This is a genomic window from Micromonospora sp. NPDC048907 (genome assembly GCF_055586885.1).
In genome coordinates this window covers 840,616-866,417 of the sequence record NZ_JBVJHI010000002.1, presented here as the reverse complement: position 1 = coordinate 866,417, position 25,802 = coordinate 840,616, and the positions used below count along the sequence as shown (strand labels likewise).

The following is a 25,802-nucleotide window of genomic DNA, read 5'->3' as shown; positions in this document are numbered from 1 at the left end:
ACAGAGGAAGACAGTTGTCCATCGAGATCGCCAACGAGTCCGGCGCCGACGTCGACACCGACGCCGTGCTCGCCGTCGCCCGCCACGCCCTCGACGAGATGGGGGTCAACCCCCTCGCCGAGCTCTCCGTGCTGCTGGTCGACATCGAATACATGTCGGAGCTGAACCACCGCTGGATGGGTGGCGACGGCCCGACCGACGTGCTCGCCTTCCCCATGGACGAGGGCAGCGTCGACCACGGCCCGGGGGAGAGCTCCCCGGCCGGCGGTGAGCCGGCCCTGCTCGGCGACATTGTGCTCTGCCCGGAGGTGGCGGCCAAGCAGGCGGCCGCCGCCGGGCACACCACCGCCGACGAGCTGCACCTGCTCACCGTGCACGGCGTGCTGCACCTGCTCGGCTACGACCACGCCGAGCCGGAGGAGGAGCGGGAGATGTTCGGTCTCCAGGCCCGGCTGCTGGCCAGCTGGCGGTCGACCCGATCGCAGTGACCACCACCCTGGCGGCCGTCGGCGCCCCCGCCGGCCTGCCCGACCTCACCCTCCTCGTCGTCGCGGCGGGGCTGGTGGTGCTCGCCGGCCTCATCGCGATGACCGAGGCCGCGCTGGCCGCCGTCTCGCCGGCCCGGGCCGCCGAGCTGGCCCGGGACGGCGCGCGCGGGGCGCGTACCCTCCAGGCGGTCGCCGGCGACGTGGTCCGCCACCTCAACCTGCTGCTCCTGCTCCGGCTGCTGGCCGAGCTGACCGCCACCACGCTTGTCGCGCTGGTGGCGGTGGACACCTTCGGCGCCGGCTGGCGGGCCGCCCTGGTCACCGCCGGGGCGATGGCCGTGGTCAGCTTCGTGGTGGTCGGCGTGGCGCCGCGCACCCTGGGCCGGCAGCACGCCTACGCGGTCGGCCGCGCGGTCGCGCCCCTGGTGCGCTGGCTGGGCCGGGCGCTCAACCCGCTGGCCTCGCTGCTCATCCTCATCGGCAACGCGGTCACCCCGGGACGCGGCTTCCGCGAGGGGCCGTTCGCCACCCAGGTCGAGCTGCGTGAGCTGGTCGACCTGGCCGAGCAGCGCGGTGTCGTCGAGCACGGCGAGCGGCAGATGATCCACTCGGTCTTCGCGCTCGGTGACACCATCGCCCGTGAGGTGATGGTGCCCCGGACCGAGATGGTGTGGATAGAGGATCGCAAGACCCTCGGGCAGGCGCTGGCGCTCTTCCTGCGTTCCGGTTTCTCCCGCATCCCGGTGATCGGTGAGAACGTCGACGACGTGCTCGGCGTGCTCTACCTGAAGGACCTGATCCGGCGGATCCAGGGCGCCCCGGAGGCCCGGCAGACGCCGGTGGCGGAGCTGATGCGCCCGGCGACCTTCGTGCCCGAGTCCAAGCCGGTCGACGACCTGCTCTCGGAGATGCAGGCGGCCCGCAACCACCTGGTCATCGTCGTGGACGAGTACGGCGGCACCGGCGGCCTCGTCACGATCGAGGACATCCTGGAGGAGATCGTCGGCGAGATCACCGACGAGTACGATGTCGAACGCCCGCCGGTCGAACGCCTGGCGGACGGGGCCGTGCGGGTGACCGCCCGGCTGCCGGTGGAGAATCTGGGCGAGCTGTTCGACACCGACCTGCCCACCGACGAGGTGGAGACGGTCGGTGGCCTGCTCGCCCAGGCGCTCGGCCGGGTGCCGATTCCCGGCTCCGGGGCCGAGGTGGCCGGGCTGCGGCTGATCGCCGAGGGCACCACCGGGCGGCGCAACCGGATCGACACCGTGCTGGTCAGCCGGGTCGAGCCGGGCGACGCGCCGGACCGGGCGGGGCACGGCGAGCAGGCCGACCCCCGTGGCAACCAGAACCGTTCCGAGGAGAGGCAACCCGCCGATGCCTGAGTCACCCGCCGTGCCGGCCGCCCGGCCCACCCCGTCCGACCCGGGCGAGCTGAGCGCCGAGGACGGCAAGCTGGTCGTCCTGGCCCGGGGCGCGCGGGGCCGGGTCGGCGCCGTGGAGGGCGCGGCGGTCCGCGACCAGGACGGCCGGACGTACGCGGCGGCCAGCGTCGCGCTGCCGTCGCTGGCCCTGACCGCGCTCCAGCTCGCGGTCGCCTCGGCGGTGGCCGCCGGCGCGAGCCGGCTGGAGGCCGCCGTCGTGGTGACCGAGGCCTCGACGCTGGACGGCGCGGGGCACGCCGCGGTCCGGGATCTCTCCGCCGACGCGCCGATCCACGTGGCCGCTCCGGACGGCACCGTCCTCGGCACGGTGGTCGAGTGACCCAGATCCAGCAGCGTCCCTACCGGGCGGGCTTCGGCTGCTTCGTCGGCCGGCCGAACGCGGGCAAGTCGACGCTGACCAACGCGATCGTCGGCACCAAGATCGCCATCACCTCGAACAAGCCGCAGACCACCCGGCACATCATCCGGGCGGTGCTGCACCGCCCGGAGTCGCAGCTCGTGCTGGTCGACACCCCGGGCCTGCACCGCCCCCGCACGCTGCTCGGCGAGCGGCTGAACGACCTGGTCCGGGAGACCTGGAGCGAGGTCGACGTGATCGGCCTCTGCATCCCGGCGAACGAGCCGATCGGGCGGGGCGACCGGTTCATCACCGGCGAGCTGGCCAGCCTGCGGGCCACCGTCCTGGCCGTGGTCACCAAGACCGACCTGGTGGACAAGAAGCGGCTGGCCGAGCAGTTGCTCGCGGTGAGCGAGCTGGGCGAGTTCGCCGACGTGGTGCCGGTGAGCGCCGTCTCGGGCCACCAGGTGGACACGCTTGTCGACGTGATGACCGGTTACCTGCCGGAGTCGCCGCAGCTCTACCCGGACGACATGCTCACCGACGACCCCGAGCAGGTGCTGGTGGCCGAGCTGGTCCGGGAGGCCGCCCTGGAGGGCGTCCGGGACGAGCTGCCGCACTCCATCGCCGTCGTGGTCGAGGAGATGATCCCCGAGGGCGGCGTCACGAAGATCTACGCCGACGTGTACGTGGAGCGACCGAGCCAGAAGGCGATCGTCATCGGTCACCGGGGCAGCCGGCTCAAGCAGGTGGGCATCACGGCCCGCCGGCAGATCGAGGAGCTGCTCGGCACCCGGGTCTACCTGGACCTGCACGTCCGGGTCGCGAAGGACTGGCAGCGCGACCCGAAGCAGCTGCGCAAGCTCGGCTTCTGACCCGTACGCCCGACCGCCGGTCCCGATCCCCGGGGCCGGCGGTCCGCGTTCCGGCGGCGCCGGGCTGGTCGCGATCGGTCGGCTTTGTGCGATGTTTCACTTTTGACCCGGGGTCCCGCACCGTTTCGCCCGGCCGAGTCGCAGGGTAGGGAGGCGTTGCTCCCTGCCCCCGACGCCCCCGCGAGCTGATGCGAAACCGCTATCTCGACCTGCTCCGCTCCCTGGCCATCGTGCGCGTCGTCGTCTACCACGTCACCGGATGGGCGACGCTGACCCTGATCTTCCCGGCCATGTCGGTGATGTTCGCGCTCGCGGGCTCGCTCATGGCCGCGTCGCTGGACCGGAGCGGCGTGCCGGCCGTGGGCCGGCGACTGCGCCGGTTGCTGCCGTCGCTCTGGGTGCTCGCCGTGGTCCTCGTGCCGGCCATGCTGCTGACCGGGCTGGCGCTCACCCCGAAGGTGCTGCTCTGGCTCCTTCCGGTCAGCGACCCGCCGGCCAACTACTGGGGCGGTCTCGCGCTGAGCCCGATCTGGTACCTGCGGGACTACCTCTGGTTCGTGCTGGCCTCGCCGGTGGCCCTCCGGCTGTTCCGCCGGGCCCCGCTGCCCACCCTGCTGGCCCCGTACGCGCTGCTCGCGGCCATCGAGTTCGGCGTGCTGGCGAACCCGCCGACCGTGCTGCGCGAGTTCGGCCTGTACTTCGGGGCCTGGCTGCTCGGCTTCGCCCACCACGACGGTCTGCTGCGCCGTACGGCCGGCCGGGTGCTCGTCCCGCTCGCGCTCGCCCTCGGCGCGGCCGGGCTGGGCTGGATCGTCACGCATCCCGGCCCGCGCGGCTACGACGTGAACGACATCCACCTGGGCAACGCGCTCTGGTCGGCGGCGTTCATCCTGGTGGCGATCGGCCGGGCGCCGGCCGGGGCGGCCTGGGTCGACCGCACCCCGGTGCTGGGCCGGGCGGTCACCGTGCTGAACCGGCGCGCGCTGACCGTCTACCTCTGGCACATGCCGTTCGTGGTGGCGCTCACCCCGCTTGTCGACGTGGTCGGCTGGTCGCAGCGGGACCCGCTCGGGCTGGCGATCCGGGTGGTGCTGGTGTTCGCGCTGGTCGGCGTGGTCACCCTGCTGGTCGGCTGGGTCGAGGACCTGGCCGCTCGGCGTACCCCGGAACTGGTGCCGGGGCGCCCGCGGCGGACCCCGGCCGGCCGGGCGGCGGCCGCACCGGCGCGCCCGGCGCCCGCCGGCGCGGCCCACGACCTGGCGGCCGTCGGCGCCCGGGTGCCGGGCCCGCGCCGCGCGCCGGAGCGGTCCGGCCGCGTCCCGGGCTGACCCGCGGGCGGCCTCAGCGCTGGCTGACCGTCACGTTGCCGCTGCTGGCCGAGACGTCGAGCAGCAGGGGCGCGCCCGGGTCGTTCAGCACGGCGAGGTTGGTGTCGCCGGACTTGGCGTCCGCCCGCACCCGGTACCGGCCCTCGGGCACGGTCAGGTCGACGTCGCCGCTGGTCGCGTGCAACCGGGCCGCGGCCGCCTTGTCCAGCTCGACGACGAGGTTGCCGGAGGTGGCCTCCGCGTCCACCCCGGCGGCGAGCCGGCGGGCGGTGATGTCGCCGGAGGAGGCGCGCAGCCGGACCGGACCGGTGGCGTCGACCACCTCGATGTTCCCCGAGGTGGTGGCGGCACGGACCTCGCCACGGGCCTCGGTCACGGTGAAATCGCCGGAGTGGAGGTTGAAGTCGACCGGGCCGACCCGGTGCAGCATGACGTTCCCGGAGCTGGTCTCGCCGCGCACCGTCACGCCCTCCGGTGCGGTCACCTCCCAGGAGACGGTGCACCGGGCGCCGCAGTCGCTCGGCAGCACCAGCTCGTCGCCCTTGATCTCGTAGCGGGTGTTCGGCTCGCCGCCCTGGTAGCGGACGATCCGCTTGATGCGCACCTGGTCCGCCGGGCCGGTGGCCCGGATCGTCACGTCACCCGCGCCCCCGGACGGCACGGTGATCCGGGCGATCTTCGCTTGCTCGGTCTGGTCGTAGTCGAGGCGGCGGAACGACAGGGTGTCGCACCCGGCGAGGACGATCAGGGAGGCGGCCGCGGCGGCGGCCACGGCGGTCCGGTGCAGAGCCATGGTCAGGACGCTACGACCGACCCTCCGGCCGGCGCATCGGGGTCGGGCCGCCGATCCACCCCGAGGAGACCCTGATTTCGCACCCCGAGGGAGAATGGGCCGATGGCCGGATACCGCCGACAGCTCTACCGCGACGACGCGGTGGTGTTGCGTGTGCAGAAGCTGGGGGAGTCCGACCGGATCATCACCCTGCTGACCCGGCGGCACGGCCGGCTGCGCGCGGTGGCCCGGGGCGTCCGGAGGACCACCAGCAAGTTCGGCGCCCGGCTCGAGCCGTTCGGGCACGTCGACCTCCAGCTCGCCGGCGACCCCAAGGGCAACCACGGCAGCTCGCTGCACACCATCAGCCAGGCCGAGGGGATCGACCTCTACGGCAAGCGGTTCCTCGGCGACTACCCCCGCTACACGGCGGCGAGCGCGATCGCCGAGACCGCCGAGCGGCTCACCCCGATCGAGCGGGAACCCTCGCTGCGGCTGTTCCAGCTCACCCTCGGCGCGCTGCGCTCGCTGGCCACCGGCGACCACGCCACCACCCTGGTGCTCGACGCCTACCTGCTGCGCGGCATGGCCTTCGCCGGCTGGGCACCGGCGCTGGCCGCCTGCGCGGTGTGCGGCACCCCGGGGCGGCACCGGGCGTTCTCCGTGCCGGCCGGTGGCGCGGTCTGCCCGGACTGCCGGCCCCCGGGCGCCGCCCACCCCGCCCCGGCGACCGTCGAGCTGATGTCCGCGCTGACCACCGGCGACTGGGCGTACGCGGACGCGACCGAGACGGGCGTGCGCCGCGAGTGCAGCGGCCTGGTCGCGGCGCACCTCCAGTGGCACCTGGAACGCGCGCTACGCTCGCTGCCGCTGGTCGACCGGGGTGCCCCGGCGTCCGGCGCGGTCCCGCCGCCCGGTGGCGCGGGGCCGGGTGTGGTCCCGCCGCGCACCGGAGGCGGGCCCGCCGCCGCTGGTGTGAACAGGGAGATAACCGAGTGATCCGATCGATGAGGGCCGGCCGGCGCGAGCCGGTGCCACCGACTCCGCACCCCTCCGGCGCCCGGCCCCCGGCGCTGCCGGCCGAGGCGCTGCCCCGGCACGTCGCCGTGGTGATGGACGGCAACGGCCGCTGGGCCAAGGAGCGCGGGCTGCCCCGGACCAAGGGTCACGAGCAGGGGGAGCACAGCCTCTTCGACACCATCGAGGGCGCGATCGAGCTGGGCATCCCCTACCTGTCGGCGTACGCCTTCTCCACCGAGAACTGGCGCCGATCGCCGGACGAGGTCCGCTTCCTCATGGGCTTCAACCGGGACGTCATCCGCCGGCGCCGGGACCAGCTCGTCGACCTGGGCGTCCGGGTGGTCTGGTCCGGCCGGGCCGGGCGGCTCTGGAAGAGCGTCATCTCCGAGCTGCAGACCGCCGAGGAGATGTCCCGGGGCAACTCGACGCTGACCCTTCAGTTCTGCGTCAACTACGGCGGTCAGGCGGAGATCGCCGACGCCGCCGCGGCGATCGCCCGCGACGCGGCCGCCGGCCGGATCGACCCGGGCAAGGTCACCGAGAAGACCATCGCGAAATACCTCTACCACCCGGAGGTCCCCGAGGTGGACCTCTTCCTCCGCCCGTCGGGGGAGCAGCGCACCTCCAACTTCCTGCTCTGGCAGACCGCCTACGCGGAGCTGGTCTTCCTCGACACCCTCTGGCCGGACTTCGACCGCCGCCACCTCTGGTACGCCTGCGAGCTCTACGCCCAGCGGGACCGCCGCTTCGGCGGCGCGCTGCCCAACCCGGTGGCCCCCGGCGCCTGAGGTCGCGCTTACCGACGCCGCCCGCTGGGTATCAATGCAGACAGCAGGCAGATAGCGGAGGTGAACCCACATGATTCAGAAGCGGATTGCCCAGTGGGCGGTCATGGCGGTCGCCGTGCCGCTGGCGGCGGCCGGCGCGCGCCGGCTCAGCCACACCCTGGAGGCCCGTCGCGGCCCGTCCGGGGTGAGCCGACTGCTCACCAAGGGCGCCGACCTGCTGCGGCCGCAGAAGGCCAAGCGCCGTCGGTTCTGGTGACGTCGACGGCCCGCCCGACGGGCCGTCACGCGGGCGCCCCGCCATCCGGCTTTCCGGCCGGGAGCGGGGCGCCCGCGCGTACGATCGGCGCGAGGGCGCGCCGCCCGGACGCGCCCGCCACGGGGGTGGGGGATGCACGATCTCCGGTTCAAAATGATCATGGCGTTGAACGCGGCGGACCTGGGCAGCCCGATCTGCGAGCAGGTCGCCCTCATCTGCGCGGAGATCGCCGAGCAGCACTGCGCCGAACTCGGCCACACGCCCGCCGTCCGCGCCGGCGAGATCGCCGAGCTGAGCACCGGCGAACCGGCGCTCACCTGGGCGCCGACCGACACCGGGCAGCGTGCCTGGTGACGGCCACGGCGCCCGCTCCGGCGGTGGACGTCCGCCGGGCCGGGGACCGCTTCTTCACCCGGCTGTCCTGGCTCGACTCCAAGCACTCCTTCTCGTTCTCCCGGCACTACGACCCGGCCAACACGCACCACGGGCTGCTGCTGGTCAACAACGACGACGTGGTGCACCCGGGCACCGGCTTCGAGACCCACCCGCACCAGGACATGGAGATCGTCACCTGGGTGCTGCGCGGCTCGCTGGTCCACCAGGACTCCACCGGCCACTCCGGCGTCATCTACCCGGGCCTGGCCCAGCGGATGAGCGCCGGCACCGGCATCCTGCACTCGGAGAAGAACGACTCCTGGCGGCTGGAGAACACCGCGCCGCACCACGACCCGGTCCACTTCGTGCAGATGTGGGTGCTCCCCGACGAGGAGGGGATCGACCCCGGCTACGAGCAGCTGGAGATCGGCGACGAGCTGTTGCGGGGCGGCCTCGTGCCGGTCGCCTCGGGCATGGACCGGTACGACGGCGCCTCCGCCATCCGGATCCGCAACCGGTACGCCGCCCTGCACGCCGCCCGGCTCGCCCCCGGCGACACGGTGAACCTGCCCGACGCGCCCTTCCTGCACCTCTACGTGCCCGCCGGCGCCGTGACCCTGGAGTCGGCCGGACGCCTCGACGAGGGCGACGCGGCCCGGATCACGATGGCCGGGGGTCAGCGGGTGACCGCCGACGAGCCGGCGGAGATCCTGGTCTGGGAGATGCACGCCACGCTCGCCTGAGCGCGCTCACGCCTCCGTCTCGGAGCGGTCACCCGCCCACCGGGTGTGGAACGTCCCCTCCCGGTCCACCCGGTGGTAGGTGTGCGCGCCGAAGTTGTCCCGCAGCCCCTGGATGAGCGCGGCCGGCAGCCGCTCGGCGCGCAGCGCGTCGAAGTACGCCAGCGACGACGAGAAGGCCGGCGTGGGCACGCCCGCCCGGGCCGCGTCGGCCACCACCCGCCGCCAGGCCGGGACCCCGGCACCCACCCGGTCGGCGAACCAGGGGGCGACCAGCAGAGTGGGCAGGTCCCGCTCGGTGTCGTACGCCTCCCGGATCCGGTCCAGGAAGCGGGCCCGGATGATGCAGCCGCCCCGCCAGATGGTGGCGGTGCCGCCCAGGTCGATGTCCCAGTCGTACTCCCGGCTGCCGGCGCGGATGTGGTCGAAGCCCTGCGCGTACGCGACGATCTTGCTGGACAGCAGCGCCCGCCGGACGTCCTCGACGAAGGTGTCCCGGTCGTCCACCTGCCACTTCTCGCCCGCGTCGGGAAACGCGCGGCGGGCGGCGGCGCGCTGGTCGGCGTGCCCGGACAGCGACCGGGCGAAGGTGGCCTCGGCGATGCCGGTGATCGGGATGCCGAGGTCCAGCGCGCTCTGCACGGTCCACCGGCCGGTGCCCTTCTGCTCGGCTTGGTCGAGCACCACGTCCACGAAGGGCCGGCCGGTCGCCGCGTCGCTGTGCCCGAGCACGTCGGCGGTGATCTCGATGAGGAAGGACTCCAGCTCGCCGCCGTTCCACTCCCGGAAGATGTCCGCGATCTCCGCGGGGGTCGCCGACAGGCCGGCCCGCAGCAGGTCGTACGCCTCGGCGATGAGCTGCATGTCGGCGTACTCGATGCCGTTGTGGACCATCTTCACGAAGTGGCCGGCGCCGTCCGGGCCGATGTGCCGGCAGCACGGGACCCCGTCCACCTGGGCGGCGATCTTCTCGAAGATCGGGCCGAGCTTCCGGTAGGACTCGGCCGAGCCGCCCGGCATGATGCTGGGCCCGCGCAGCGCGCCCTCCTCGCCCCCGGAGACGCCGGTGCCGACGAAGTGCAGCCCGTGCCCACGCAACGCCTCCTCCCGGCGGCGGGTGTCGGCGAAGTGCGCGTTGCCGCAGTCGACGACGATGTCCCCCTCCTCCAGCAGCGGGACCAGCTCGTCGATCACCGCGTCGGTGGGGGCGCCCGCCTTCACCATGACGATCACGGCGCGGGGCCGCTCCAGCGAGGCGACGAAGTCCGCCATGGATTCCGACGGCACGAACGTGCCCTCGTCGCCGTGCTCGGCAACCAGGCTGCGGGTGCGTTCGGGCGAGCGGTTGTGCAGCGCCACGGTGAAGCCGTTGCGGGCCAGGTTCCGGGCCAGGTTGCGGCCCATCACCGCCAGACCGGTGACCCCGATCTGCGCCGTCGCCTGCTGTGCCATGCGTACCGCCACCCCTCGTCTCCGGTGCCCGTGCTGCGACCGTATCGCGGGTGGCGCGGGGCGGGGCCGGGATGTCGACGGCGGGTGAGGACCCGGTGGCGGTGCGTCCCCGGCCCGTCGACGGCGGCGGCGCGGTAATTCGGATGCGGGGCGGCGCGGCGGTGGGTTAGCGTGCGGTCATGCGTAACTGACGCCCACCTCTCGAAGGCCCGGTCCACCGCGCGTACCGCCGTGGACCGTGCGCCCCGGGCGTCCGCATTCTCCCGTCACCGTCGGTGGCGCGGCGTTCCTGGCCGGACCCGCCCGGGTGTTTCCCGCTCGCCGTGCCCATGGGTGCCCGACAGTCAGGAGGCAGCGTATGCCCGCCAAGCGCAGTCCCAGGAAGTCCGCCAAGCCCGCGCCGTCCCCGGTGGACCTCACCCCGCCGGATCTCGACGCGCTCACCGTGGCGCCGGCCGCGCCGGTGACCCTGCCCGGCCGCGCCGACGCGCCGCCGCCCCCGAAGGCCGGCCCGCCGGCCGGCCGGGAGGCCCGGCTCGCCGGGCGCAGCCAGCGCGCCGGTCAGACCCGGTTCTACGCCTTCCGGCGCAGCTGAGGTCTTCGGGTGCAGTTGTCGTCGCCGGAGCGACGACAACTGCACCCGGAGGCCCCTTCGGCTCAGGCGGCGGCGGTCGCCGGGGTCGCCGTACCGGCCGGCGCCTCGGCCGCGTGCCGCCGCACCACGCCGAGGGCCAGGCCCACGAAGCCGGCCATTATGAGCGCGCTCACCGCCAGCTTGACCGGGACGCCCGAGCCGACCAGGTCCAGCACCTGCCCGGCGGTGAGCAGCAGCGGCACCCAGAGGGCCACGAGGCGGGCCCGCCAGGCGCCGAAGGCCAGCACGAGGAGGCCGACCAGCCAGCCGAGCAGCCACACCGCGAACGAGGCCATCACGAACGGATCCCCGTCGATCGCGGTCGTCACCGGGCGGGCGGCCTCGGCGTCCACCCCGCCGCCGGCCAGGGCGCCGAAGAAGGCGTTGTACTGCCACAGGTGGACGGTGGAGAAGTAGAGCCCGAGCAGCGCCGTGGCGCCGCCGACCAGGGCGGCCACCGGCCTGCGCCGGTGCAGGGTGGCGGCCAGCCCGAGCGTCGCCGGCAGCAGCAGCAGGTGTGCGAGCGCGAACAGCACGGTCTCCACCCGCCACGCGCCCAGGTTCCCGGCGGCCACCGCCACGTTCCCGGCGGTGTCGGCCACGTCGTCCGGGAACACCACCCAGTAGAAGGCGTTCGCGACGCCGTACGCCACGCCGCCGCCGAGCAGCGCGCCCGCGGTGAGCCGCCGGCCGGTCCGCCCGCCAGTGCTGTCGTCCATCAGTGTCTCCTCTCGAAGTCGTGGGACGGACGCTAGGAGCCACACCCGAGCCGGGTCGTCGGCGCGGAAGTGGAGCCCCGGGTGGAGAGTCGGCGGCCGTCGCTACACCCGTGGGTGGACGCGGAGAGCCGCCTGCCGTGGCTACCCTTCCGGCATGTCTGCCCTCGACGTCCGGGCCTGGTGGCGCGGTGTGGCCATCTCGCTCGCCGGGGCCGCGTTGTTCGCGTTCGGCCTGGCTGAGCTGTACGTACCGCTGGCCGGCTACGTCGAGGGGGAGGGGCCGGACCTCGCCGCGCTCTCCGCCGGCTGGCTCGCCGTCCTCACCGTGCTGCTGGTCGGCTACGGCCTCGCCGTGGCCGGCTGCACGGCGTACCCCCGGACGGCCGCCGTCGTGGCCGGGGCCTGCTTCACCGCGCAGAGCTTCACGCCGGTCCTGCCGGAGTGGCCGGTCGTGCCGCTGCTGGCGCTGGTGGCGGCCACCTTCGCCTGTGTCGCGGTGGGTGGCCGGGCCGCGGTCCCGGTCGCCGCCGCCGGTTACCTCCTCCCGCTCGGTGTCGAGAACGCGATGGCCGGCGACTCCGACTGGGTCTTCATCCTGTTCGTGGGGCTCGCCGTGCTGGGCCCCGGGTACGCCGTGCGCATGCGGCGGGCGCAGGCGGCCCGGCTGGTGGCGGTGGCCGCCGAGCGGGAGGCCGCCGCCCGGACGGACGAGCGGCTGCGGGTGGCCCGCGAACTGCACGACATCGTGTCGCACGGCGTCTCCGTGATGGTGTTGCAGGCCGCCGCGGCGCAGGCGGTGCTCGACTCGGACGCGGGTCAGGCCCGTGCGTCCCTCGACGCGGTGCAGGAGGTCGGGCGCGAGGTGGTCACCGAGCTGCGCCGGCTGCTGGTGATCCTCCGGGGTGCGGAGGCGGCCCCGGAGGGGCTGCCGTCACTGCGGCGGCTCGACGCGCTGACCGCCGGGGTCAGCCTGGCCGGCGGGCGGGTCGACGTGACCGTCACGGGTGACCTCGACGCGGTCCCCGCCGCCGCCGACGTCAGCGGGTACCGGATCCTCCAGGAGGCGCTGACCAACGCCGCCCGGCACGCGCCCGGTGCGACCGTCCGCGTGTCGATCGAGGTGGCCGGTGACGCCCTCCGGCTGCACGTCGCCGACGACGGTGCCGGCGCGGTCCGCCGGAACGCCGGAACCGGACACGGCCTGACCGGCATCCGGGAGCGGGTGGAGCTGTTCGGCGGCACCGTGAGCGCCGGTCCCCGCCCGCAGGGCGGCTTCGAGGTACGCGTCACGCTGCCCTTCGACGCGGAGGCGTCGGCCGGTGCGCTGGCCACGGCGGGGATCACCGGATGACCCGGGTCCTGATCGCCGACGACGAGGCGCTGGTGCGCGGCGGGCTCCGCCTGATCCTCACCGCCCAGCCGGATCTCGAGGTGGTCGCCGACGCGGCCGACGGTGCGGAAGCCGTGCAGTTGGCGACCCGGTTCGCGCCGGACGTGGTGCTCATGGACATCCACATGGCGCCGGTGGACGGGATCGCCGCCACCGAGCGGATCCTGGCGGCGCGGAGCGACACCCGGATCATCATGCTGACCACCTTCGACCTCGACGAGTACGTCTACCGGGCGCTGCGCGCCGGCGCCTCCGGCTTCATGCTCAAGACCACGCCGCCCCGGGAGCTGGCCGAGGCGGTGCGGACCGCGGCCCGGGGTGACGCCCTGCTCTCCCCGTCGATCACCCGCCGCCTGATCGACCACTACACCGCGACCGCGTCGGTGGTGCCTCACCCGGGACTCGCCGAGCTGACCGTCCGGGAGACCGAGGTGCTGCGGATGATGGCCCTCGGCCTGTCCAACCGGGAGATCGCCGGCCGGCTCTTCGTCGGCGAGGCGACCGTGAAGACGCACGTGAACCGCATCTTCGCCAAACTCGGGGTGCGGGACCGGGTGCAGGCCGTGGTGCTGGCGTACCGGAGCGGGGTGGCCCCGCCGCTGCGGTAGCGGGGCTCAGCCGATGAGCGGGCGGAAGGTGCCCAGCACCACGCTGACCGTCAGCGCCGCCCCGGCGACCGTCGCCGCGCCGGCGACCAGCAGGGCGTCCGCGCGGGTGAAGCGCTGCCGCCGGGCGACCGTACGCGGGGTGCCGGCGTCGAAGCCCCGGGCGTCCATGGCGACGGCCAGCCGGGTGCCCCGCCGGATCGCCCCGACCAGCAGCGCGAACGCCGTCGACCCGAACAGCCGCAGCTTGGCCACCGGGTTGCGGCCGGCGTCCACGCCCCGGGCCCGGCGGGCCATGCTGATCATCCGCCACTCCTCCTCCAGCAGCGGCACCAGCCGGAACGCGGCCAGCGCGCCGATGGCGAACCGGGCGGGCGCCTTCGCGTTCTGGATCAGCGCGTCGGCCAGGTCGGTGGGGTCGGTGGTCGCGAAGACCAGGATCCCGGGCAGCGCCACGGCGAGCATCCGCAGCACCAGGCCCAGCGCGGTGACCAGCACGCCCTCGGTGACCAGGACCGGGCCGGCCTCGACCAGCACCCGGCCGGAGCGGTCGGCGGCGAAGAGCACAAGCGTGACCAGGATGCCGCCGGCGCCGGCCAGCAGCGGCCAGGCCCGCCGGGCGAGCACCCGGTAGCGGACGCCGAACAGCGGCAGCACCGCCAGCTCGACGGCGATCGCGATGGCCGGGGCCACCGGGTCGAGGGTGGCCACCAGGATCACCGTGAAGACCAGCGCGGCGGCCAGCTTCGCCACCGGGTTGCGCCGCGCCAGCGGCGCCCCGGCCGCGGCGACCGGCTCGACGCCGATCACCGGCGCTCCCGGGCACCGGTGCGGTCGCGGTCGGCGCGCGTCGTCGGCCCTCCGGAGCGCCGGGGCGGTCGGGGGCCGGCGGGCGTCATCGGCGCTCCAGGGTGACGGTCCGGTCGGCCAGCGCGGCGACGAAGTCCGCGTCGTGGGTGACCGCGACGACGCCGTGCCCGGCGTCGCGGAGGTCGGCGAGCAGGTCGACCAGTTCCCGCCAGGTCCGCCGGTCCTGGCCGAAGGTGGGTTCGTCGCAGATCAGCAGGCGGGGCGCGGTGGCCAGGGCGGTCGCCACGCTCAGCCGCCGCGCCTCGCCGCCCGAGAGGGTGTACGGGTTGGCGCCCGCCAGCCGGTCCAGCCGCAGCCGTTCCAGCAGCGCGTCCACGGTGGCCGTCACGGCCGCCCCGGGCTGCCCCGTGCGGCGCGGGCCGAGGGCCAGCTCGTCCCGGACCGTGCCGGTGACGAACTGGTGTTCCGGGTCCTGGAAGACCGAGCCGATCCGGCCGGCCAGGGCGGGCGCCCGCCAGCGGTGCGGGGGAGTGCGCGCGTCCCGGCCGGCCAGGGCGGGGGTGGCCACGACCGAACCGGTGCCGGGGCGGAGCAGGCCGCCGAGGAGCAGGGCCAGGGTGGACTTGCCGGCGCCGTTCGGGCCGAGCACGGCGAGCGCCTCGCCGGCGCGTACCGCCAGGTCGGTGGGGGCCAGCCGGGGCGGTAGGCCGAGCCGGTCGGCGGTGAGCAGCACGTCCCCGGGTGGGGTGGTGGCGTGCCGCGGCGGCACGGTGCGGCCCGGCACCCAGACCCCGGCGGCGGCGAGCGCGTCGCCGTGCGCGGCGAAGACCGCCCCGGGCGACCCGTCGGCGCGCACCCCGCCGCCGGGCTCCAGCACGACCACCCGGTCGACCAGCGGCAGCGCCTCGGCGACCCGGTGCTCGACGAGGATCAGCGTGGTGTCCGGGTCGAGGGCGTCCGCGACGGCCCGCCGGATCAGGTCGGCGCCGGCCGGGTCGAGGTTGGCGGTCGGCTCGTCGAGCAGCAGGAGACCCGGCCGCAGGGCGAGCGTGCCGGCCAGCGCCAGCCGCTGTTGCTCGCCCCCGCTCAGCGCCGCGGTGGGCCGGTCCCGGTCGTACGGGAAGCCGACCCGGCGCAGCGCCTCGTCCACGCGGGGCCAGATCTCGTCGGCGGGCACCCCCCGGTTCTCCAGCCCGAACGCGACGTCGTCGCCGCAGCGGGCCATCACCAGCTGGGTCTCCGGGTCCTGGAAGACGATGCCGACCCGCTCCCGGGCCTTGCGCGGGTCGAGCCCGTCGATCTCGACGGTGCCCTCCTGCTCGCCGGAGTCCTCGGGCAGGAGCCCGGCCAGCGCCGCCAGCAGCGTGCTCTTGCCCGCGCCCGATGCGCCCAGCAGCAGCACCCGCTCCCCAACCTCGACGCGCAGGTCCACCCCCCGAACGGCCCAGCCCTTCCGCCCGGCATGCCGCCACCCAAACCCGCGCAACTGCACAGCGCCCACTGCTCCCGCACCCCCTCTCCGGGCTCACCCTGCCCGGTCGATCATGAAGTTGACGGCGGTTTCGGAGATCGACATCGCCGTTAACTTCATGATCAACCCCGTCAGACCAGGGCGCGGTCGCGGCCGGCGGGGAAGCGGTCCAGGGCTCCCGTGTTGGCCAGGGCGCGGGTGAGGAACCAGGCGCCGGCGCCGGCGATCACCGTGGCGCTGACGATGGTCAGCAGGGCGTACGGCAGGCGGTAGTCGACCAGGTCGTAGGCCTTGTTCCAGTAGACGAAGTCGAAGATCGCCGCGGTCAGGCCGGTCAGCGCGCCGGCCAGCAGCGCGACCGGCAGCCGGTACGTGCGGTAGCGGAACGCCGCGAAGGCCAGCTCGGCGCCCACGCCCTGCATCAGGCCCTGCACGATGACGATGCCGCCCCACTGGCTGCCCAGCAGCGCGGAGACGACCGCCGCCAGCAGCTCGCAGTAGAGCGAGGCGCCGGGCTTGCGGATGACCAGGCCACCGAGCACGGCCGGCACCAGCCAGACGCCGTAGATCAGCGTCTGCGCGGGCGGGAAGAAGGCGAAGGCGGCGTCCGTGGCGCTCCAGACCAGGCCCCAGGCCCAGAAGATGACGCCGAAGGCGACGGCGATCACCGAGGCGACGACGATGTCGACGGTGCGCCAGCGGTTGCTGTCGGTGTGGTTCATGGCGGACTCCCAGTTCAGGTGAGGAACCAGGAGAAGACGCACGCCGACGCCCGGTGGTCACCGGACGGCGGCGCGGCTGGAGGTCGACCGAACTCCCTGCGCTGGCATTACCCAGATCAGGTACGGAGGGTCTGCGGGCACCGGCCCGCACTCTCAGCGCTGTGCGCTCCCCTGTCGGATGTGAAGTTGTCTCGACGCAGACGCTAGCACCGAACCCGCCGACCAGCCCAGCAGGGCGATCGCCCGTTAGGGTGGCGATCATGCGGGTCGAGGCGCGAGGGCTGACGTTCGAGGTACGCACCGGCGGCCCCGAGGGCGGTGACCCGGTCCTGCTGCTGCACGGCTTCCCCCAGCACGCCGGCGAGTGGGACGAGGTGACCCCCGCGCTGCACGCCGCCGGGCTGCGCACGTACGCGCTCGACCAGCGCGGCTACTCGCCCGGCGCCCGGCCGGCGGATGTCGGGGCGTACCGGATCCCGGAGCTGGTGGCCGACGCGGCCGCCGTGCTCGACGCGCTCGGGGTGACCGCCGCGCACCTGGTCGGCCACGACTGGGGCGCGATCGTGGCGTGGGGGCTGGCGGCGGCGCACCCGGAGCGGGTCCGCACGCTGACGGCGGTGTCGGTGCCGCACCCGGCGGCCATGGGGCACGCCCTCGCCACCGACCCGCGGCAGAAGGCCCGCTCGTCCTACATCGCCCTGTTCCGCATGCCGGGCAAGGCGGAGAAGGTGCTGCTGGCGTTCCGCGCGGCGGCCCTGCGCCGGATGCTCGGCGGGGTGGGCGACGCCGACCGGGTGGCCCGCTATGCCGAGCCGATGCGCGAGCCGGGCGCGCTGACCGCGGCGCTGAACTGGTACCGGGCCATGACCGGGGCGGACATGAAGGCCGTCGGGCCGGTGGAGGTGCCCACCACGTTCGTGTGGAGCGACGGGGACGTGGCGATCGGCCGCACCGCCGCCGAGGCGTGCGCCGCCCACGTCACCGGCGACTACCGCTTCGAGGTGCTGCCCGGCGTCACCCACTGGATCCCGGACGAGGCGTCCGGCCCGCTGGCCGCGGCGGTGCTCGCCCGCGTCGGCCGATGACCCCGAGCCCCGCACGGGCCCGGCCGCACACCCGGGCGTCGCTCGCCGGCCAGCTCCGCGACCTCGGCGTACGCCCCGGCGGGACCGTGCTCGTGCACGCCTCCCTGCGCCCGCTGGGCTTCCTCTGCGGCGGCCCCGAGGCGGTGCTGCTGGCCCTGCGTGACGTGCTCGGCCCGGCCGGCACGGTGGTGGTGCCCACCCACACGCCGGACAACAGCGACCCGGCCGAGTGGAGCAACCCGCCGGTGCCGGCGGACTGGTGGCCGGTGATCCGCGACGGGATGCCCGGCTTCGACCCGGCGGTGACCCCGAGCCGCTTCATGGGCGCGCTGGCCGAGCTGGTCCGCACCTCGCCGGGGGCACTGCGCAGCGACCACCCGTACGTCTCGTTCGCCGCGCTCGGGCCGGCCGCCGCACGGATCGTCGCCGACCACGGGCGGGCCGACATGCTGGGCGAGGCCTCTCCGCTGGCCCGCCTCTACGACCTCGACGCCGACGTGCTGCTGCTCGGCGTGGACCACGGCAGCAACACGTCCCTGCACCTGGCGGAGTACCGGCAGCCCGCGCCGCCCCGGCAGCGCTGCGGCGGGGCCGTGCTGACCGCCGACGGCGGCCGGGAGTGGGTGTGGTGGGACGACGTGCGCCTGGACGAGGAGTGTTTCGCCCGGCTCGGCGCCGATCTGGAGGCCACCGGCGCGGTGCGGCTCGGGCCGGTCGGCGACGGGACGGGCCGGTTGATGAAACAGCGGGCGGCGGTCGACTTCGCGGTGGAGTGGCTGGCCGGGCCCCGAGGGACGGAGGAAGCATGACGGTGAGCGCCGAGGCGTACCTGGCGATCGTGACCGAGACGATCGGCCGGGTCGCGGCCGACCAGCGGGAGAACGTGGCCCGGGCGGCGGATCTGATCGCCGCGTCGCTCCGCGCCGACGGGGTGGTGCACGCGTTCGGCACCGGCCACTCGGAGGCCCTCGCCATGGAGGTCGCCGGCCGGGCCGGCGGGCTGGTCCCCACCAACCGGATCGCCCTGCGCGACCTGGTGCTGCACGGCGGCGAGCCGGCCGACGTGCTGGGCCCGAAGCTGGAACGCGAGCCGGCCGTGGCGCACCGCCTCTACGAGCTGGCTCCGGTCCGGCCGCAGGACGTGTTCGTGCTCGCCTCGAACTCCGGCGTGAACGGGGCGATGGTCGAGTTCGCCGCCATCGTGAAGGAGCGCGGGCACGGGCTGGTGGCGATCACGTCGGCGCAGCACTCGGCCCGGATGACGTCCCGCCACCCGTCCGGGCGCAAGCTCGCCGACTTCGCCGACGTGGTGCTGGACAACGGCGCCCCGTACGGCGACGCCACCCTGCCGCTGCCCGGCGGTGGCGCGGTCGGCGCCGTCTCGTCGATCACCGCCGCGCTGCTGGCTCAGCAGATCGTCGCCGAGGTGGTCGCCCGGCTGCTCGCGGCGGGGGAGCGGCCCCCGGTCTACCTGTCCGCCAACATCACCGGCGGCGACGAGCACAACGCCGAGCTGGAGGCCCGGTACGCGGGCCGCATCCGCCGCGGATCCTGAACCGGTTTCACGCTCGGCCGGACGGGGCACAGGCTGTGCTGCCGGCGGGAGGCCCCCGCCGGCAGTACCGTCTTCCCTGGAGGTAGCGGGTGTCCAAGGAAACCGAGAAGCAGCGCTGGCAGCGCAACTTCGCCGACCTGCTCCAGGAACTGCGGGTGGCGCAGACCGGGGTGCAGATCCTGTTCGCCTTCCTGCTGACCCTGCCGTTCAGCAACGGTTTCACCCGCACCACCGAGTTCCAGCGGGACGTCTACATCGTCGCGCTGCTGGCCGCCGCCGCGGCCACCGCGATGATCATTTCGCCGGTCGCCTTCCACCGGGCGCTGTTCCGCCAGGGCCGCAAGCCGGAGCTGGTCCGCTTCGCGCACCGGATGGCCAGCGGCGGCCTCGGCTTCATGCTGATCTCGATGGTCAGCGCGGTCCTGCTGATCACCGACTTCGTGCTGGACCGCCCGATCGCATTCCTGTTGAGCGCGATCACCGGGCTCTGGTTCCTGACCTTCTGGGTGGTCCTGCCGTTCGCCCGGCGCAACTGGGGTGACGACGACATCGACGACGAGGACGACGATCCGCGGGCGCTGGCCGGCGACTGACCGCCCGGACCCGCCAAATCGGACGTGCGCGCGACGCTACCCCTGGGTAACACCCGGGGGTAGCGTCGTTCTCGTCGCACGTCGACGCAGCCGGACCGAGGTCTCCAGGAGGCAGCCGTGACCACGACACAGAACAGCCGACCCGACCCCGCCGGACACGGCGGCCCGACCGGGCGGGTGGCGCCCGTCGACGACCCTCCGCAGCCGCCGGCCGGCGCGGCGGGCGGGGCCGGGCCGCTGCCGACCGAGGCCGGCCAGGTCTCCGAGAAGGAGGCCCGGCAGGTCGCCGAGGCGGCCCGCGAGTCGGCCTGGGACCGGCCCAGCTTCGGCAAGGAGCTGTTCCTCGGCCGCTTCCAGCTCGACCTGATCAACCCCTGGCCCCGCACCGATCCGGCGGAGGCGGCGCGGGCCGAGGAGTTCCTGGCCGCGTTCGGGGCGTACCTGGACTCCGAGGTGGACGGTGCGGCCATCGAGCGGGACGCGCGCATCCCCGACGAGGTGTTCCACGGGCTGGCCCGGCTCGGCGCGTTCGGTATGAAGATCGACCGGAAGCACGGCGGCCTCGGGCTGAGCAACCTGCACTACTGCCGGGCGCTGATGCGGGCCGGCTCGGTGAACCCGTCGATCGGCGCGCTGCTGTCCGCACACCAGTCGATCGGCGTGCCGCAGCCGCTGAAGATGTTCGGCACGCCCGAGCAGAAGGAGCGCTTCCTGCCCCGGCTGGCCGCCGGCGAGGTCTCCGCGTTCCTGCTCACCGAGCCGGACGTCGGCTCCGACCCGGCCCGCCTGGCCACCACGGCCGAGCCGACCGAGGACGGCACCGGCTACCGGCTCAACGGGGTGAAGCTGTGGGCCACCAACGGCACGGTCGCCACCCTGCTGGTGGTGATGGCCCGGGTGCCGGCGGCGGAGGGGCGGCGCGGCGGCATCACCGCGTTCGTGGTGGAGGGCGACAGCGAGGGCATCACCGTCGAACGGCGCAACGAGTTCATCGGGCTCCGCGGCCTGGAGAACAGCCTCACCCGGTTCCACGACGTCTTCGTGCCGAAGGAGAACGTGATCGGCGGCGAGGGCAAGGGCCTGAAGATCGCGCTGACCACGTTGAACACCGGCCGGCTCTCGCTGCCGGCCATGTGCGTGGGCGCCGGCAAGTGGGCGTTGAACGTGGCCCGGGAGTGGGCCGCGGACCGGGTCCAGTGGGGCCGGCCGGTCGGCGAGCACGAGGCGGTCGCCAAGAAGCTGGCCTTCATCGCCGCCACCACGTACGGCATGGAGTCCATGCTCGACCTCTGCTGCCTGCTCGCCGACGACGACCGCAACGACATCCGCATCGAGGCCGCGCTGGTGAAGCTCTACGCCAGCGAGATGGCCTGGAAGATCGCCGACGAGCTGATCCAGATCCGGGGCGGGCGCGGCTACGAGACGGCCGACTCCCTGGCCGCGCGGGGCGAGCGTCCGGCCGCCGTCGAGCAGCTCCTGCGCGACCTGCGGATCAACCGGATCTTCGAGGGCTCCACCGAGATCATGCACCTGCTGATCGCCCGCGAGGCGGTCGACGCGCACCTGTCGGTGGCCGGCGACATCATCGACCCGGACGCCGGGCTCGGCCGCAAGGCGCGGGCCGGCGCGCGGGCCGGCGCCTTCTACGCGAAGTGGCTGCCCACCCTGGCCGTCGGCAAGGGCCAGGCGCCCGGGGCCTTCCACGAGTTCGGCCCGCTCGCCGGGCACCTGCGGCACGTCGAGCGGACCTCCCGCAAGCTGGCCCGCTCCACCTTCTACGCGATGTCCCGCTGGCAGGGGAAGATGGAGCGCAAGCAGGCGTTCCTCGGCCGGGTGGTGGACATCGGCGCGGAGCTGTTCGCGATGTCGGCGGTCTGCGTCCGGGCGGTCGCCGAGCGCGCCGAGCACCCGGAGAACGTCGAGCTGGCCGACCTGTTCTGCCGGCAGGCCCGGCTGCGCGTCGACGAGCTGTTCACCGGGCTGTGGTCGAACACCGACTCGGTGGACGTGGCCGCCGCGAAGCGGATCATCGCGGGCCGCTACGCCTCGATCGAGGAGGGCGTGGTCACCCCGCGCGCCGATCGGCCCTGGGTGGCCCGCTGGGAGCCCGGCCCGTCCACGGCGCAGGACGTGCGCCGCCGCATCCCGCCCGCGTCGTGACGGTCGGAGGCCCCCGCCGGACGCGGCGGGGGCCCGCCGTCAGCGGGCGACCGCCCAGGCGATCACCCCGGCCAGGATGAGGCCGTTCAGGCCGGCCAGCACGAGGTACGCGGCCGGCGGGATCCGGCGGCCCTTGCGGACGAAGCTCACCAGGACGCCCGCGTAGATCAGCAGCAGGACCGCGACGACGATCAGGAAGTACAGCACCGGCACACCTTACCGGCCGGTGCGCAGCCCGAGTCCGCGCAGCTCCAGCGCGGCGAGCGCGTCGACCGTCCCGTCGTCGCCGCGGCGCCACGCCTCGGCCACGTCCGGCCCGATCCGGTTCAACTTGGCGAGGGGCTGCCCGGCGAGCGCGCGCAGCGCGAGCAGGTCCCGCCCGGCCGGCGCGGCCGCGAGGGCCTTCGCCGCGCCGGCCCGCCGCATCCAGCGCACCCGCAGCGGCAGCCAGCCGAACAGCACCAGCCCGAGCGGGAAGACCAGCACCGCGATGGTCAGCGCCAGGGCCAGCTGGCCGACCAGTTCCTGCTGGTCGCGGCCGGCCTCGGCGACGGCGCGGGCGGCCTCGGCGGCCTTCGTGAAGGGGCCGGTCAGCTCGTCGCCGACCAGCGGCACCCGGCCGACCTTGCCGCCGGCGTCGGCCAGGTTGTCGGCGAGTCCGCCGCCGGCCCCCTCCAGCTTCTGTCCGGGTACGGCCAGCTTCTCGACGAGGTCGTGCAGCCAGAGCGCGAAGCGGATCGCCGCGTACACCCAGACGACCACGAGCAGATCGGTGAGGAGCTGACGGAGGGCGGTCGGAAAACGGTCGGCGTAGATCTTCACGCCGGACAGCGTGCCACGGCCCGGCCGTCCGGGCACGGGTCGGTTTTCTCAGCCGGCGCAGGCCGGACAGGTGCCGAAGATCTCCAGAGTGTGGCTGACCTGCGCGTACCCGTGCTCGGCGGCGACCCGCTCGGCCCAGCTCTCCACCGCCGGGCCGGCCACCTCCACGGTCCGGCCGCAGGCCCGGCAGACCAGGTGGTGGTGATGGCCCTCGCTGCACCGCCGGTAGAGGTGCTCGCCGCCGGGCGGGCGCATCACGTCGATCTCACCGGCGTCGGCCAGCCCCTGCAGGGTCCGGTAGACGGTGGTCAGACCCACCCGCTCGCCACGCTGGCGCAGCATGGCGTGCAGGTCCTGGGCGCTGTGGAAGCCGTCGACCTCGGCCAGGAGCGCGCTCACCGCGCTCCGCTGGCGGGTGTTGCGCAGTGCCCCCTCGGTCACGACGGCCCCTCCCCGGCGTGGCTGACCGCGTCGGCCACGATGTGCGCGACGTGCTCGTCCACCAGCGCGTACGCGATCTCCCGGCCGCGCCGCGAGCCGCGCACCACGCCGGCGCCGCGCAGCACCCGCAGGTGCTGGGAGACCAGTGGCTGCGGGGCGCCGAGCTTCTCCACCAGCTCGTGCACGCAGCGCTCGCCCTCGGCCAGTTCGCTGACGATCGCCAGCCGGATCGGCGCCGACAGCGCGCGCAGCAGGTCGCCCGCGCCCTCGAAGGCGTCGTACCCGTTCGTGACCGTCATCCCGTAACGGTAACCAATGCCAGCAGCGCCGGCCCGGACGGCCTCACCGCAGCACCACCTCGTGCTCCGGCGGCTCCACCACCGGCACGGCAACCGGGCGGGTCCGCCGGCGCAGCGCCCGCCGGCCGGCCGCGAGCAGCGCCACCACGAGGAACGAGCCGATCGCCAGCAGCACCACCGAGGCGCCGGGCGCGGTGTCCGCGGTGGCGGCCACCCAGACGCCGGCCCCGGCCGCGAACAGCCCCAGCGCCATGGCCGCCGTCATGGTGGACCGGAAGCCCCGGGTCACCTGCTGCGCGGTGGCCACCGGCACCACCATGAGCGCGCTGATCAGCAGCACCCCGACCGCCCGCATGGCGATGGTCACGGTCACCGCGGTCCCGACCGCGAGGAGCAGGTTCAACGCCCGCACCGGCAGGCCGGAGACCCGGGCGTACTCCTCGTCGTGGCAGACCGCGAAGAGCGCCGGGCGCAGCACCAGCATGGTCACCAGGATCGCCGCGCCGAGCACCAGGATGGTGACCAGGTCGGCCGGCGACGTCGTGGTCAGCGACCCGAAGAGGTACGCGTTGAGCGACCCGCTGCTGGCGTCGGAGAGCCCGACCAGCATCACGCCCCCGGCGATGCCGCCGTAGAACAGCAGCGCCAGGGCCAGGTCCCCGGACGTGCGCCCGCGCGAGCGGACCAGCTCGATCACGATCGCGCCCAGCGTGGCCGCCACGACCGCGACCAGCACGGGGGAGCGGTTGAGCAGCAGCCCCGCCCCGACGCCGGTGAGCGCCACGTGGCCGATGCCGTCGCCGATCAGCGCCAGCCGGCGCTGCACCAGGTAGATGCCGAGCGCCGGGGCGGCCAGCCCGATGACCAGCGCGCCGACCAGGGCGCGCAGCATGAAGTCGTAGTGGAAGAGAAGGTCCATCACATGCTCCACAGCCCGGCGGGCTCCTCGTCGCAGTGCGGGTGCACGTGGTCGTGGCCCGGCTCGGCGTGGTGCCCGGCCGGCTCCGGCACCGCACCGTCGTGGCAGATGCCGCCCTGGTGGACGACGACGGCCCGGCCGATCAGCGGGCGCAGCGGCCCCAGCTCGTGGGCGACCAGCAGCACGGTGCCGCCGCCGTCGCGGAAGGCCCGCAGCGCGTCGGCGAACGCCTCCTGGCTGGCCGCGTCCACCCCGGCGGTCGGCTCGTCGAGCACCAGCAGCTCCGGCCGGCCGGCCAGGGCCCGGGCGATCAGGGTGCGCTGCTGCTGGCCGCCGGAGAGCGTGGCGACCGGGTCGCCGGCCCGGTCGGCGAGCCCGACCGCGCGCAGCGCCTCGGCGACCGCCTCCCGGTCGGCCCGCCCCGACGGGCGCAGCACGCCCCGCCGGGCCAGCCGCCCGGAGGCCACCACCTCGCCGACCGTGGCGGGTACGCCGCTGCCCGCGCCGAGCCGCTGCGGGACGTACCCGATGCGGTGCCACTGCCGGAAGCGGCGCTGCGGCGTGCCGAAGAGGGTGACCGACCCGGCGCCCAGCGGCACCAGGCCGAGCACGGCGCGGATCAGGGTCGACTTGCCGGAGCCGTTGGCGCCGAGCACGGCGACCACCTCGCCGGCGGTGACGGTCAGGGAGACGTCGCGCAGCACGGCCCGGCCGTCGTAGCCGACGGCGGCGTGTGCGATCTGGATCACGGGTTCGGTCATGAGCAGTCCAAGGCGGTCCGCAGGGTCTGGAGGTTGGCGCGCATCGCCGAGAGGTAGTCACCGTCGGCGGGCGGGCCCTCGATCGGGTCGAGCACGGCGGTCCTGGCCCCGACCTCCCGGGCCACGGTCTCGGCGACCTTCGGGCTGACCAGCGTCTCGAAGAAGATGGTGGTGGCACCGTGCTCCCGGGCCTCCTCCGCCACCTCGGCGAGGCGCTGCGGGGAGGGCTCGGCGTCCGGGCTGAGGCCGGTGATGCCGACCTGTTCGAGCCGGTAGTGCTCGGCCAGGTAGCCGAAGGCGGTGTGACTGGTCACGATCTCCCGGCGCGGGCAGGTGGCCAGGCCCCGGGTGTAGTCGGCGTCGAGGCCGGTCAGCTCGGTGCGCAGCGCCGCCGCCCGGGCGGTGAAGTCGGCGGCCCGGTCCGGGTCGACCGCGCCGAGCCGCTGGGCGAGCCGGTCGCCGACGGTGGCCAGCCGCGTCGGGTCCAGCCAGAGGTGCGGGTCCTTCCCACCGGACTCCTCCTCGTGACCGGCCTCACCCTCGTGCTGGTGGCCGCCCGCGGCGGCGTCGAGCAGCGGTTGCACGCCGGCCACGTCGAACGCCCGGTCGCCGCCGTTCTGCTCGACCGCCTCGTCCACGGCCGGCTGGAACCCGGTGAGGTAGACGATCAGCTCGGCGTCGACCACCTGGCCCACCTGCCGGGGGTTGAGTTCCAGGTCGTGCGGCTCGGCGCCCGGCTTGGTCAGGCTGGTCACCCGGACCGCGTCACCGCCGATCTTCTCGGCGAGGAACTGGAGCGGGTAGAAGGCGGCCACCACGTCGACCCGGTCCGGGTCGCTCCCGCCGCCCCCGCCGCCCGAGCAGGCGGCGAGGCCGCCCACGGTGAGCAGGGCAGCGGTGGCGGCGGCGAGGACGCGGGGGGCTGAGCGGACGGTCATGT

General features: G+C 74.7%; 31 protein-coding genes and 1 riboswitch. Of the genes, 18 read left to right on the top strand and 13 right to left on the bottom strand.

Annotated features, from left to right (window positions below; all coding sequences use genetic code 11):
* Positions 1-14: 14 nt before the first annotated feature.
* From ybeY to ACZ6PY_RS09130, 5 genes are all read left to right on the top strand, one after another.
* Positions 15-488: an rRNA maturation RNase YbeY gene (ybeY, locus tag ACZ6PY_RS09150; RefSeq protein WP_262282060.1), complete on the top strand. Its 474-nt coding sequence runs from the start codon at positions 15-17 to the stop codon at positions 486-488.
* Positions 464-1,873: a hemolysin family protein gene (locus ACZ6PY_RS09145; RefSeq protein ID WP_466070800.1), complete on the top strand. Its 1,410-nt coding sequence runs from the start codon at positions 464-466 to the stop codon at positions 1,871-1,873. Before ybeY ends, ACZ6PY_RS09145 begins: the two co-directional genes overlap by 25 nt.
* Positions 1,866-2,252, top strand: a complete 387-nt coding sequence (locus ACZ6PY_RS09140; protein WP_313718706.1) for a cytidine deaminase — start codon at positions 1,866-1,868, stop codon at positions 2,250-2,252. Before ACZ6PY_RS09145 ends, ACZ6PY_RS09140 begins: the two co-directional genes overlap by 8 nt.
* The gene (gene era, locus ACZ6PY_RS09135) at positions 2,249-3,145 is read left to right on the top strand and encodes a GTPase Era (RefSeq protein WP_466070639.1); all 897 of its coding nucleotides are present in this window, start codon (positions 2,249-2,251) and stop codon (positions 3,143-3,145) included. Before ACZ6PY_RS09140 ends, era begins: the two co-directional genes overlap by 4 nt.
* A gap of 188 nt (positions 3,146-3,333) precedes the next feature.
* The gene (locus ACZ6PY_RS09130; RefSeq protein ID WP_466070637.1) at positions 3,334-4,473 is read left to right on the top strand and encodes an acyltransferase family protein; all 1,140 of its coding nucleotides are present in this window, start codon (positions 3,334-3,336) and stop codon (positions 4,471-4,473) included.
* Between the two features lie 13 nt (positions 4,474-4,486).
* On the opposite strand, the gene ACZ6PY_RS09125 is transcribed toward ACZ6PY_RS09130, so the two are convergent.
* Positions 4,487-5,266 carry a DUF4097 family beta strand repeat-containing protein gene (locus ACZ6PY_RS09125; RefSeq protein ID WP_466070635.1) on the bottom strand — a complete coding sequence of 260 codons (780 nt, stop codon included), beginning with the start codon at positions 5,264-5,266 and terminating at the stop codon, positions 4,487-4,489.
* A 102-nt stretch (positions 5,267-5,368) separates the two neighbouring features.
* Here ACZ6PY_RS09125 and recO point away from each other — a divergent pair, with 102 nt between their 5' ends.
* From recO to ACZ6PY_RS09100, 5 genes are all read left to right on the top strand, one after another.
* A complete protein-coding gene (recO, locus tag ACZ6PY_RS09120) occupies positions 5,369-6,244 on the top strand; it encodes a DNA repair protein RecO (RefSeq protein WP_466070633.1) in 876 nt (291 codons plus the stop codon).
* Between the two features lie 8 nt (positions 6,245-6,252).
* Positions 6,253-7,053, top strand: a complete 801-nt coding sequence (locus ACZ6PY_RS09115; protein ID WP_262282572.1) for an isoprenyl transferase — start codon at positions 6,253-6,255, stop codon at positions 7,051-7,053.
* Positions 7,054-7,123: 70 nt separating this feature from the next.
* Positions 7,124-7,309 (top strand): hypothetical protein, encoded by a 186-nt coding sequence (locus ACZ6PY_RS09110; protein ID WP_466070631.1) that lies wholly within the window; start codon positions 7,124-7,126, stop codon positions 7,307-7,309.
* 132 nt (positions 7,310-7,441) lie between these two features.
* Positions 7,442-7,663, top strand: a complete 222-nt coding sequence (locus tag ACZ6PY_RS09105) for a thioredoxin reductase (RefSeq protein WP_313718712.1) — start codon at positions 7,442-7,444, stop codon at positions 7,661-7,663.
* A complete protein-coding gene (locus ACZ6PY_RS09100) occupies positions 7,660-8,427 on the top strand; it encodes a pirin family protein (RefSeq protein WP_466070629.1) in 768 nt (255 codons plus the stop codon). Before ACZ6PY_RS09105 ends, ACZ6PY_RS09100 begins: the two co-directional genes overlap by 4 nt.
* 6 nt (positions 8,428-8,433) lie before the next feature.
* Here ACZ6PY_RS09100 and gndA read toward each other — a convergent pair whose 3' ends face one another.
* Positions 8,434-9,876, bottom strand: coding sequence for an NADP-dependent phosphogluconate dehydrogenase (gene gndA / locus ACZ6PY_RS09095; protein WP_466070627.1), 1,443 nt, complete (start codon positions 9,874-9,876; stop codon positions 8,434-8,436).
* Positions 9,877-10,234: 358 nt separating this feature from the next.
* Between gndA and ACZ6PY_RS09090 the strand changes: the two genes are divergently transcribed.
* Entirely contained in the window at positions 10,235-10,471 is a 237-nt protein-coding gene (locus tag ACZ6PY_RS09090) for a hypothetical protein (RefSeq protein ID WP_466070625.1), read from the top strand.
* 62 nt (positions 10,472-10,533) lie between these two features.
* On the opposite strand, the gene ACZ6PY_RS09085 is transcribed toward ACZ6PY_RS09090, so the two are convergent.
* Positions 10,534-11,229 (bottom strand): hypothetical protein, encoded by a 696-nt coding sequence (locus tag ACZ6PY_RS09085; protein ID WP_466070623.1) that lies wholly within the window; start codon positions 11,227-11,229, stop codon positions 10,534-10,536.
* A gap of 154 nt (positions 11,230-11,383) precedes the next feature.
* Here ACZ6PY_RS09085 and ACZ6PY_RS09080 point away from each other — a divergent pair, with 154 nt between their 5' ends.
* Positions 11,384-12,580 carry a sensor histidine kinase gene (locus tag ACZ6PY_RS09080; RefSeq protein WP_466070621.1) on the top strand — a complete coding sequence of 399 codons (1,197 nt, stop codon included), beginning with the start codon at positions 11,384-11,386 and terminating at the stop codon, positions 12,578-12,580.
* On the top strand, positions 12,577-13,227 hold the full coding sequence (locus tag ACZ6PY_RS09075) for a response regulator (protein ID WP_466070619.1): 651 nt from the start codon (positions 12,577-12,579) through the stop codon (positions 13,225-13,227). Before ACZ6PY_RS09080 ends, ACZ6PY_RS09075 begins: the two co-directional genes overlap by 4 nt.
* Positions 13,228-13,233: 6 nt before the next feature.
* On the opposite strand, the gene ACZ6PY_RS09070 is transcribed toward ACZ6PY_RS09075, so the two are convergent.
* The 3 genes from ACZ6PY_RS09070 to ACZ6PY_RS09060 form a co-directional block, all read right to left on the bottom strand.
* Positions 13,234-14,034, bottom strand: a complete 801-nt coding sequence (locus ACZ6PY_RS09070; RefSeq protein WP_466070617.1) for an energy-coupling factor transporter transmembrane component T family protein — start codon at positions 14,032-14,034, stop codon at positions 13,234-13,236.
* 85 nt (positions 14,035-14,119) lie between these two features.
* On the bottom strand, positions 14,120-15,535 hold the full coding sequence (locus tag ACZ6PY_RS09065) for an ABC transporter ATP-binding protein (RefSeq protein ID WP_466070615.1): 1,416 nt from the start codon (positions 15,533-15,535) through the stop codon (positions 14,120-14,122).
* 101 nt (positions 15,536-15,636) lie between these two features.
* The gene (locus ACZ6PY_RS09060; protein WP_466070613.1) at positions 15,637-16,227 is read right to left on the bottom strand and encodes an ECF transporter S component; all 591 of its coding nucleotides are present in this window, start codon (positions 16,225-16,227) and stop codon (positions 15,637-15,639) included.
* 75 nt (positions 16,228-16,302) lie between these two features.
* A riboswitch (TPP riboswitch) is annotated at positions 16,303-16,410 on the bottom strand.
* Positions 16,411-16,487: 77 nt separating this feature from the next.
* Between ACZ6PY_RS09060 and ACZ6PY_RS09055 the strand changes: the two genes are divergently transcribed.
* From ACZ6PY_RS09055 to ACZ6PY_RS09035, 5 genes are all read left to right on the top strand, one after another.
* A complete protein-coding gene (locus ACZ6PY_RS09055; RefSeq protein ID WP_466070611.1) occupies positions 16,488-17,312 on the top strand; it encodes an alpha/beta fold hydrolase in 825 nt (274 codons plus the stop codon).
* A complete protein-coding gene (locus tag ACZ6PY_RS09050) occupies positions 17,309-18,121 on the top strand; it encodes an AAC(3) family N-acetyltransferase (protein WP_466070609.1) in 813 nt (270 codons plus the stop codon). Before ACZ6PY_RS09055 ends, ACZ6PY_RS09050 begins: the two co-directional genes overlap by 4 nt.
* Positions 18,118-18,867 carry a sugar isomerase domain-containing protein gene (locus tag ACZ6PY_RS09045; protein WP_466070607.1) on the top strand — a complete coding sequence of 250 codons (750 nt, stop codon included), beginning with the start codon at positions 18,118-18,120 and terminating at the stop codon, positions 18,865-18,867. Before ACZ6PY_RS09050 ends, ACZ6PY_RS09045 begins: the two co-directional genes overlap by 4 nt.
* A gap of 89 nt (positions 18,868-18,956) precedes the next feature.
* Positions 18,957-19,460 carry a DUF6328 family protein gene (locus ACZ6PY_RS09040; protein ID WP_466070605.1) on the top strand — a complete coding sequence of 168 codons (504 nt, stop codon included), beginning with the start codon at positions 18,957-18,959 and terminating at the stop codon, positions 19,458-19,460.
* 117 nt (positions 19,461-19,577) lie between these two features.
* Positions 19,578-21,620, top strand: a complete 2,043-nt coding sequence (locus tag ACZ6PY_RS09035) for an acyl-CoA dehydrogenase family protein (protein ID WP_466070603.1) — start codon at positions 19,578-19,580, stop codon at positions 21,618-21,620.
* A gap of 39 nt (positions 21,621-21,659) precedes the next feature.
* Here the strand turns inward: ACZ6PY_RS09035 and ACZ6PY_RS09030 are convergent, their stop codons facing one another.
* Genes ACZ6PY_RS09030 through ACZ6PY_RS09000 form a run of 7 tightly spaced genes read right to left on the bottom strand, consistent with a single transcriptional unit; the run spans position 21,660 to position 25,800 of the window.
* Entirely contained in the window at positions 21,660-21,827 is a 168-nt protein-coding gene (locus ACZ6PY_RS09030) for a hypothetical protein (RefSeq protein ID WP_167537054.1), read from the bottom strand.
* A 9-nt stretch (positions 21,828-21,836) separates the two neighbouring features.
* Positions 21,837-22,442 carry a hypothetical protein gene (locus ACZ6PY_RS09025; protein ID WP_262282077.1) on the bottom strand — a complete coding sequence of 202 codons (606 nt, stop codon included), beginning with the start codon at positions 22,440-22,442 and terminating at the stop codon, positions 21,837-21,839.
* 48 nt (positions 22,443-22,490) lie between these two features.
* On the bottom strand, positions 22,491-22,883 hold the full coding sequence (locus ACZ6PY_RS09020; RefSeq protein WP_151465202.1) for a Fur family transcriptional regulator: 393 nt from the start codon (positions 22,881-22,883) through the stop codon (positions 22,491-22,493).
* Positions 22,880-23,182 (bottom strand): ArsR/SmtB family transcription factor, encoded by a 303-nt coding sequence (locus tag ACZ6PY_RS09015; protein ID WP_262282078.1) that lies wholly within the window; start codon positions 23,180-23,182, stop codon positions 22,880-22,882. The genes ACZ6PY_RS09020 and ACZ6PY_RS09015 overlap by 4 nt, the downstream gene beginning before the upstream one ends.
* Before the next feature lie 43 nt (positions 23,183-23,225).
* Positions 23,226-24,101: a metal ABC transporter permease gene (locus tag ACZ6PY_RS09010; RefSeq protein ID WP_466070600.1), complete on the bottom strand. Its 876-nt coding sequence runs from the start codon at positions 24,099-24,101 to the stop codon at positions 23,226-23,228.
* Positions 24,101-24,862, bottom strand: a complete 762-nt coding sequence (locus ACZ6PY_RS09005; protein ID WP_466070598.1) for a metal ABC transporter ATP-binding protein — start codon at positions 24,860-24,862, stop codon at positions 24,101-24,103. The genes ACZ6PY_RS09010 and ACZ6PY_RS09005 overlap by 1 nt, the downstream gene beginning before the upstream one ends.
* Complete coding sequence (locus ACZ6PY_RS09000; protein WP_466070596.1) at positions 24,859-25,800, bottom strand: metal ABC transporter substrate-binding protein; 942 nt, start codon at positions 25,798-25,800, stop codon at positions 24,859-24,861. The genes ACZ6PY_RS09005 and ACZ6PY_RS09000 overlap by 4 nt, the downstream gene beginning before the upstream one ends.
* Positions 25,801-25,802: the final 2 nt, after the last annotated feature.

Coding starts and splice junctions, on each gene's coding strand:
- gndA (WP_466070627.1), bottom strand. CDS start 9,876: ATGGCACAGCAGGCGACGGCGCAGATCGGGGTCACCGGTCTGGCGGTG.
- ACZ6PY_RS09105 (WP_313718712.1), top strand. CDS start 7,442: ATGCACGATCTCCGGTTCAAAATGATCATGGCGTTGAACGCGGCGGAC.
- ACZ6PY_RS09130 (WP_466070637.1), top strand. CDS start 3,334: ATGCGAAACCGCTATCTCGACCTGCTCCGCTCCCTGGCCATCGTGCGC.
- ACZ6PY_RS09050 (WP_466070609.1), top strand. CDS start 17,309: ATGACCCCGAGCCCCGCACGGGCCCGGCCGCACACCCGGGCGTCGCTC.
- ACZ6PY_RS09000 (WP_466070596.1), bottom strand. CDS start 25,800: ATGACCGTCCGCTCAGCCCCCCGCGTCCTCGCCGCCGCCACCGCTGCC.
- recO (WP_466070633.1), top strand. CDS start 5,369: ATGGCCGGATACCGCCGACAGCTCTACCGCGACGACGCGGTGGTGTTG.
- ACZ6PY_RS09010 (WP_466070600.1), bottom strand. CDS start 24,101: ATGGACCTTCTCTTCCACTACGACTTCATGCTGCGCGCCCTGGTCGGC.
- ACZ6PY_RS09060 (WP_466070613.1), bottom strand. CDS start 16,227: ATGAACCACACCGACAGCAACCGCTGGCGCACCGTCGACATCGTCGTC.
- ACZ6PY_RS09005 (WP_466070598.1), bottom strand. CDS start 24,862: ATGACCGAACCCGTGATCCAGATCGCACACGCCGCCGTCGGCTACGAC.
- ACZ6PY_RS09015 (WP_262282078.1), bottom strand. CDS start 23,182: ATGACGGTCACGAACGGGTACGACGCCTTCGAGGGCGCGGGCGACCTG.
- ACZ6PY_RS09085 (WP_466070623.1), bottom strand. CDS start 11,229: ATGGACGACAGCACTGGCGGGCGGACCGGCCGGCGGCTCACCGCGGGC.
- ACZ6PY_RS09055 (WP_466070611.1), top strand. CDS start 16,488: ATGCGGGTCGAGGCGCGAGGGCTGACGTTCGAGGTACGCACCGGCGGC.
- ACZ6PY_RS09045 (WP_466070607.1), top strand. CDS start 18,118: ATGACGGTGAGCGCCGAGGCGTACCTGGCGATCGTGACCGAGACGATC.
- ACZ6PY_RS09140 (WP_313718706.1), top strand. CDS start 1,866: ATGCCTGAGTCACCCGCCGTGCCGGCCGCCCGGCCCACCCCGTCCGAC.
- ACZ6PY_RS09080 (WP_466070621.1), top strand. CDS start 11,384: ATGTCTGCCCTCGACGTCCGGGCCTGGTGGCGCGGTGTGGCCATCTCG.
- ACZ6PY_RS09125 (WP_466070635.1), bottom strand. CDS start 5,266: ATGGCTCTGCACCGGACCGCCGTGGCCGCCGCCGCGGCCGCCTCCCTG.
- ACZ6PY_RS09110 (WP_466070631.1), top strand. CDS start 7,124: ATGATTCAGAAGCGGATTGCCCAGTGGGCGGTCATGGCGGTCGCCGTG.
- ACZ6PY_RS09075 (WP_466070619.1), top strand. CDS start 12,577: ATGACCCGGGTCCTGATCGCCGACGACGAGGCGCTGGTGCGCGGCGGG.
- ACZ6PY_RS09090 (WP_466070625.1), top strand. CDS start 10,235: ATGCCCGCCAAGCGCAGTCCCAGGAAGTCCGCCAAGCCCGCGCCGTCC.
- ACZ6PY_RS09115 (WP_262282572.1), top strand. CDS start 6,253: ATGAGGGCCGGCCGGCGCGAGCCGGTGCCACCGACTCCGCACCCCTCC.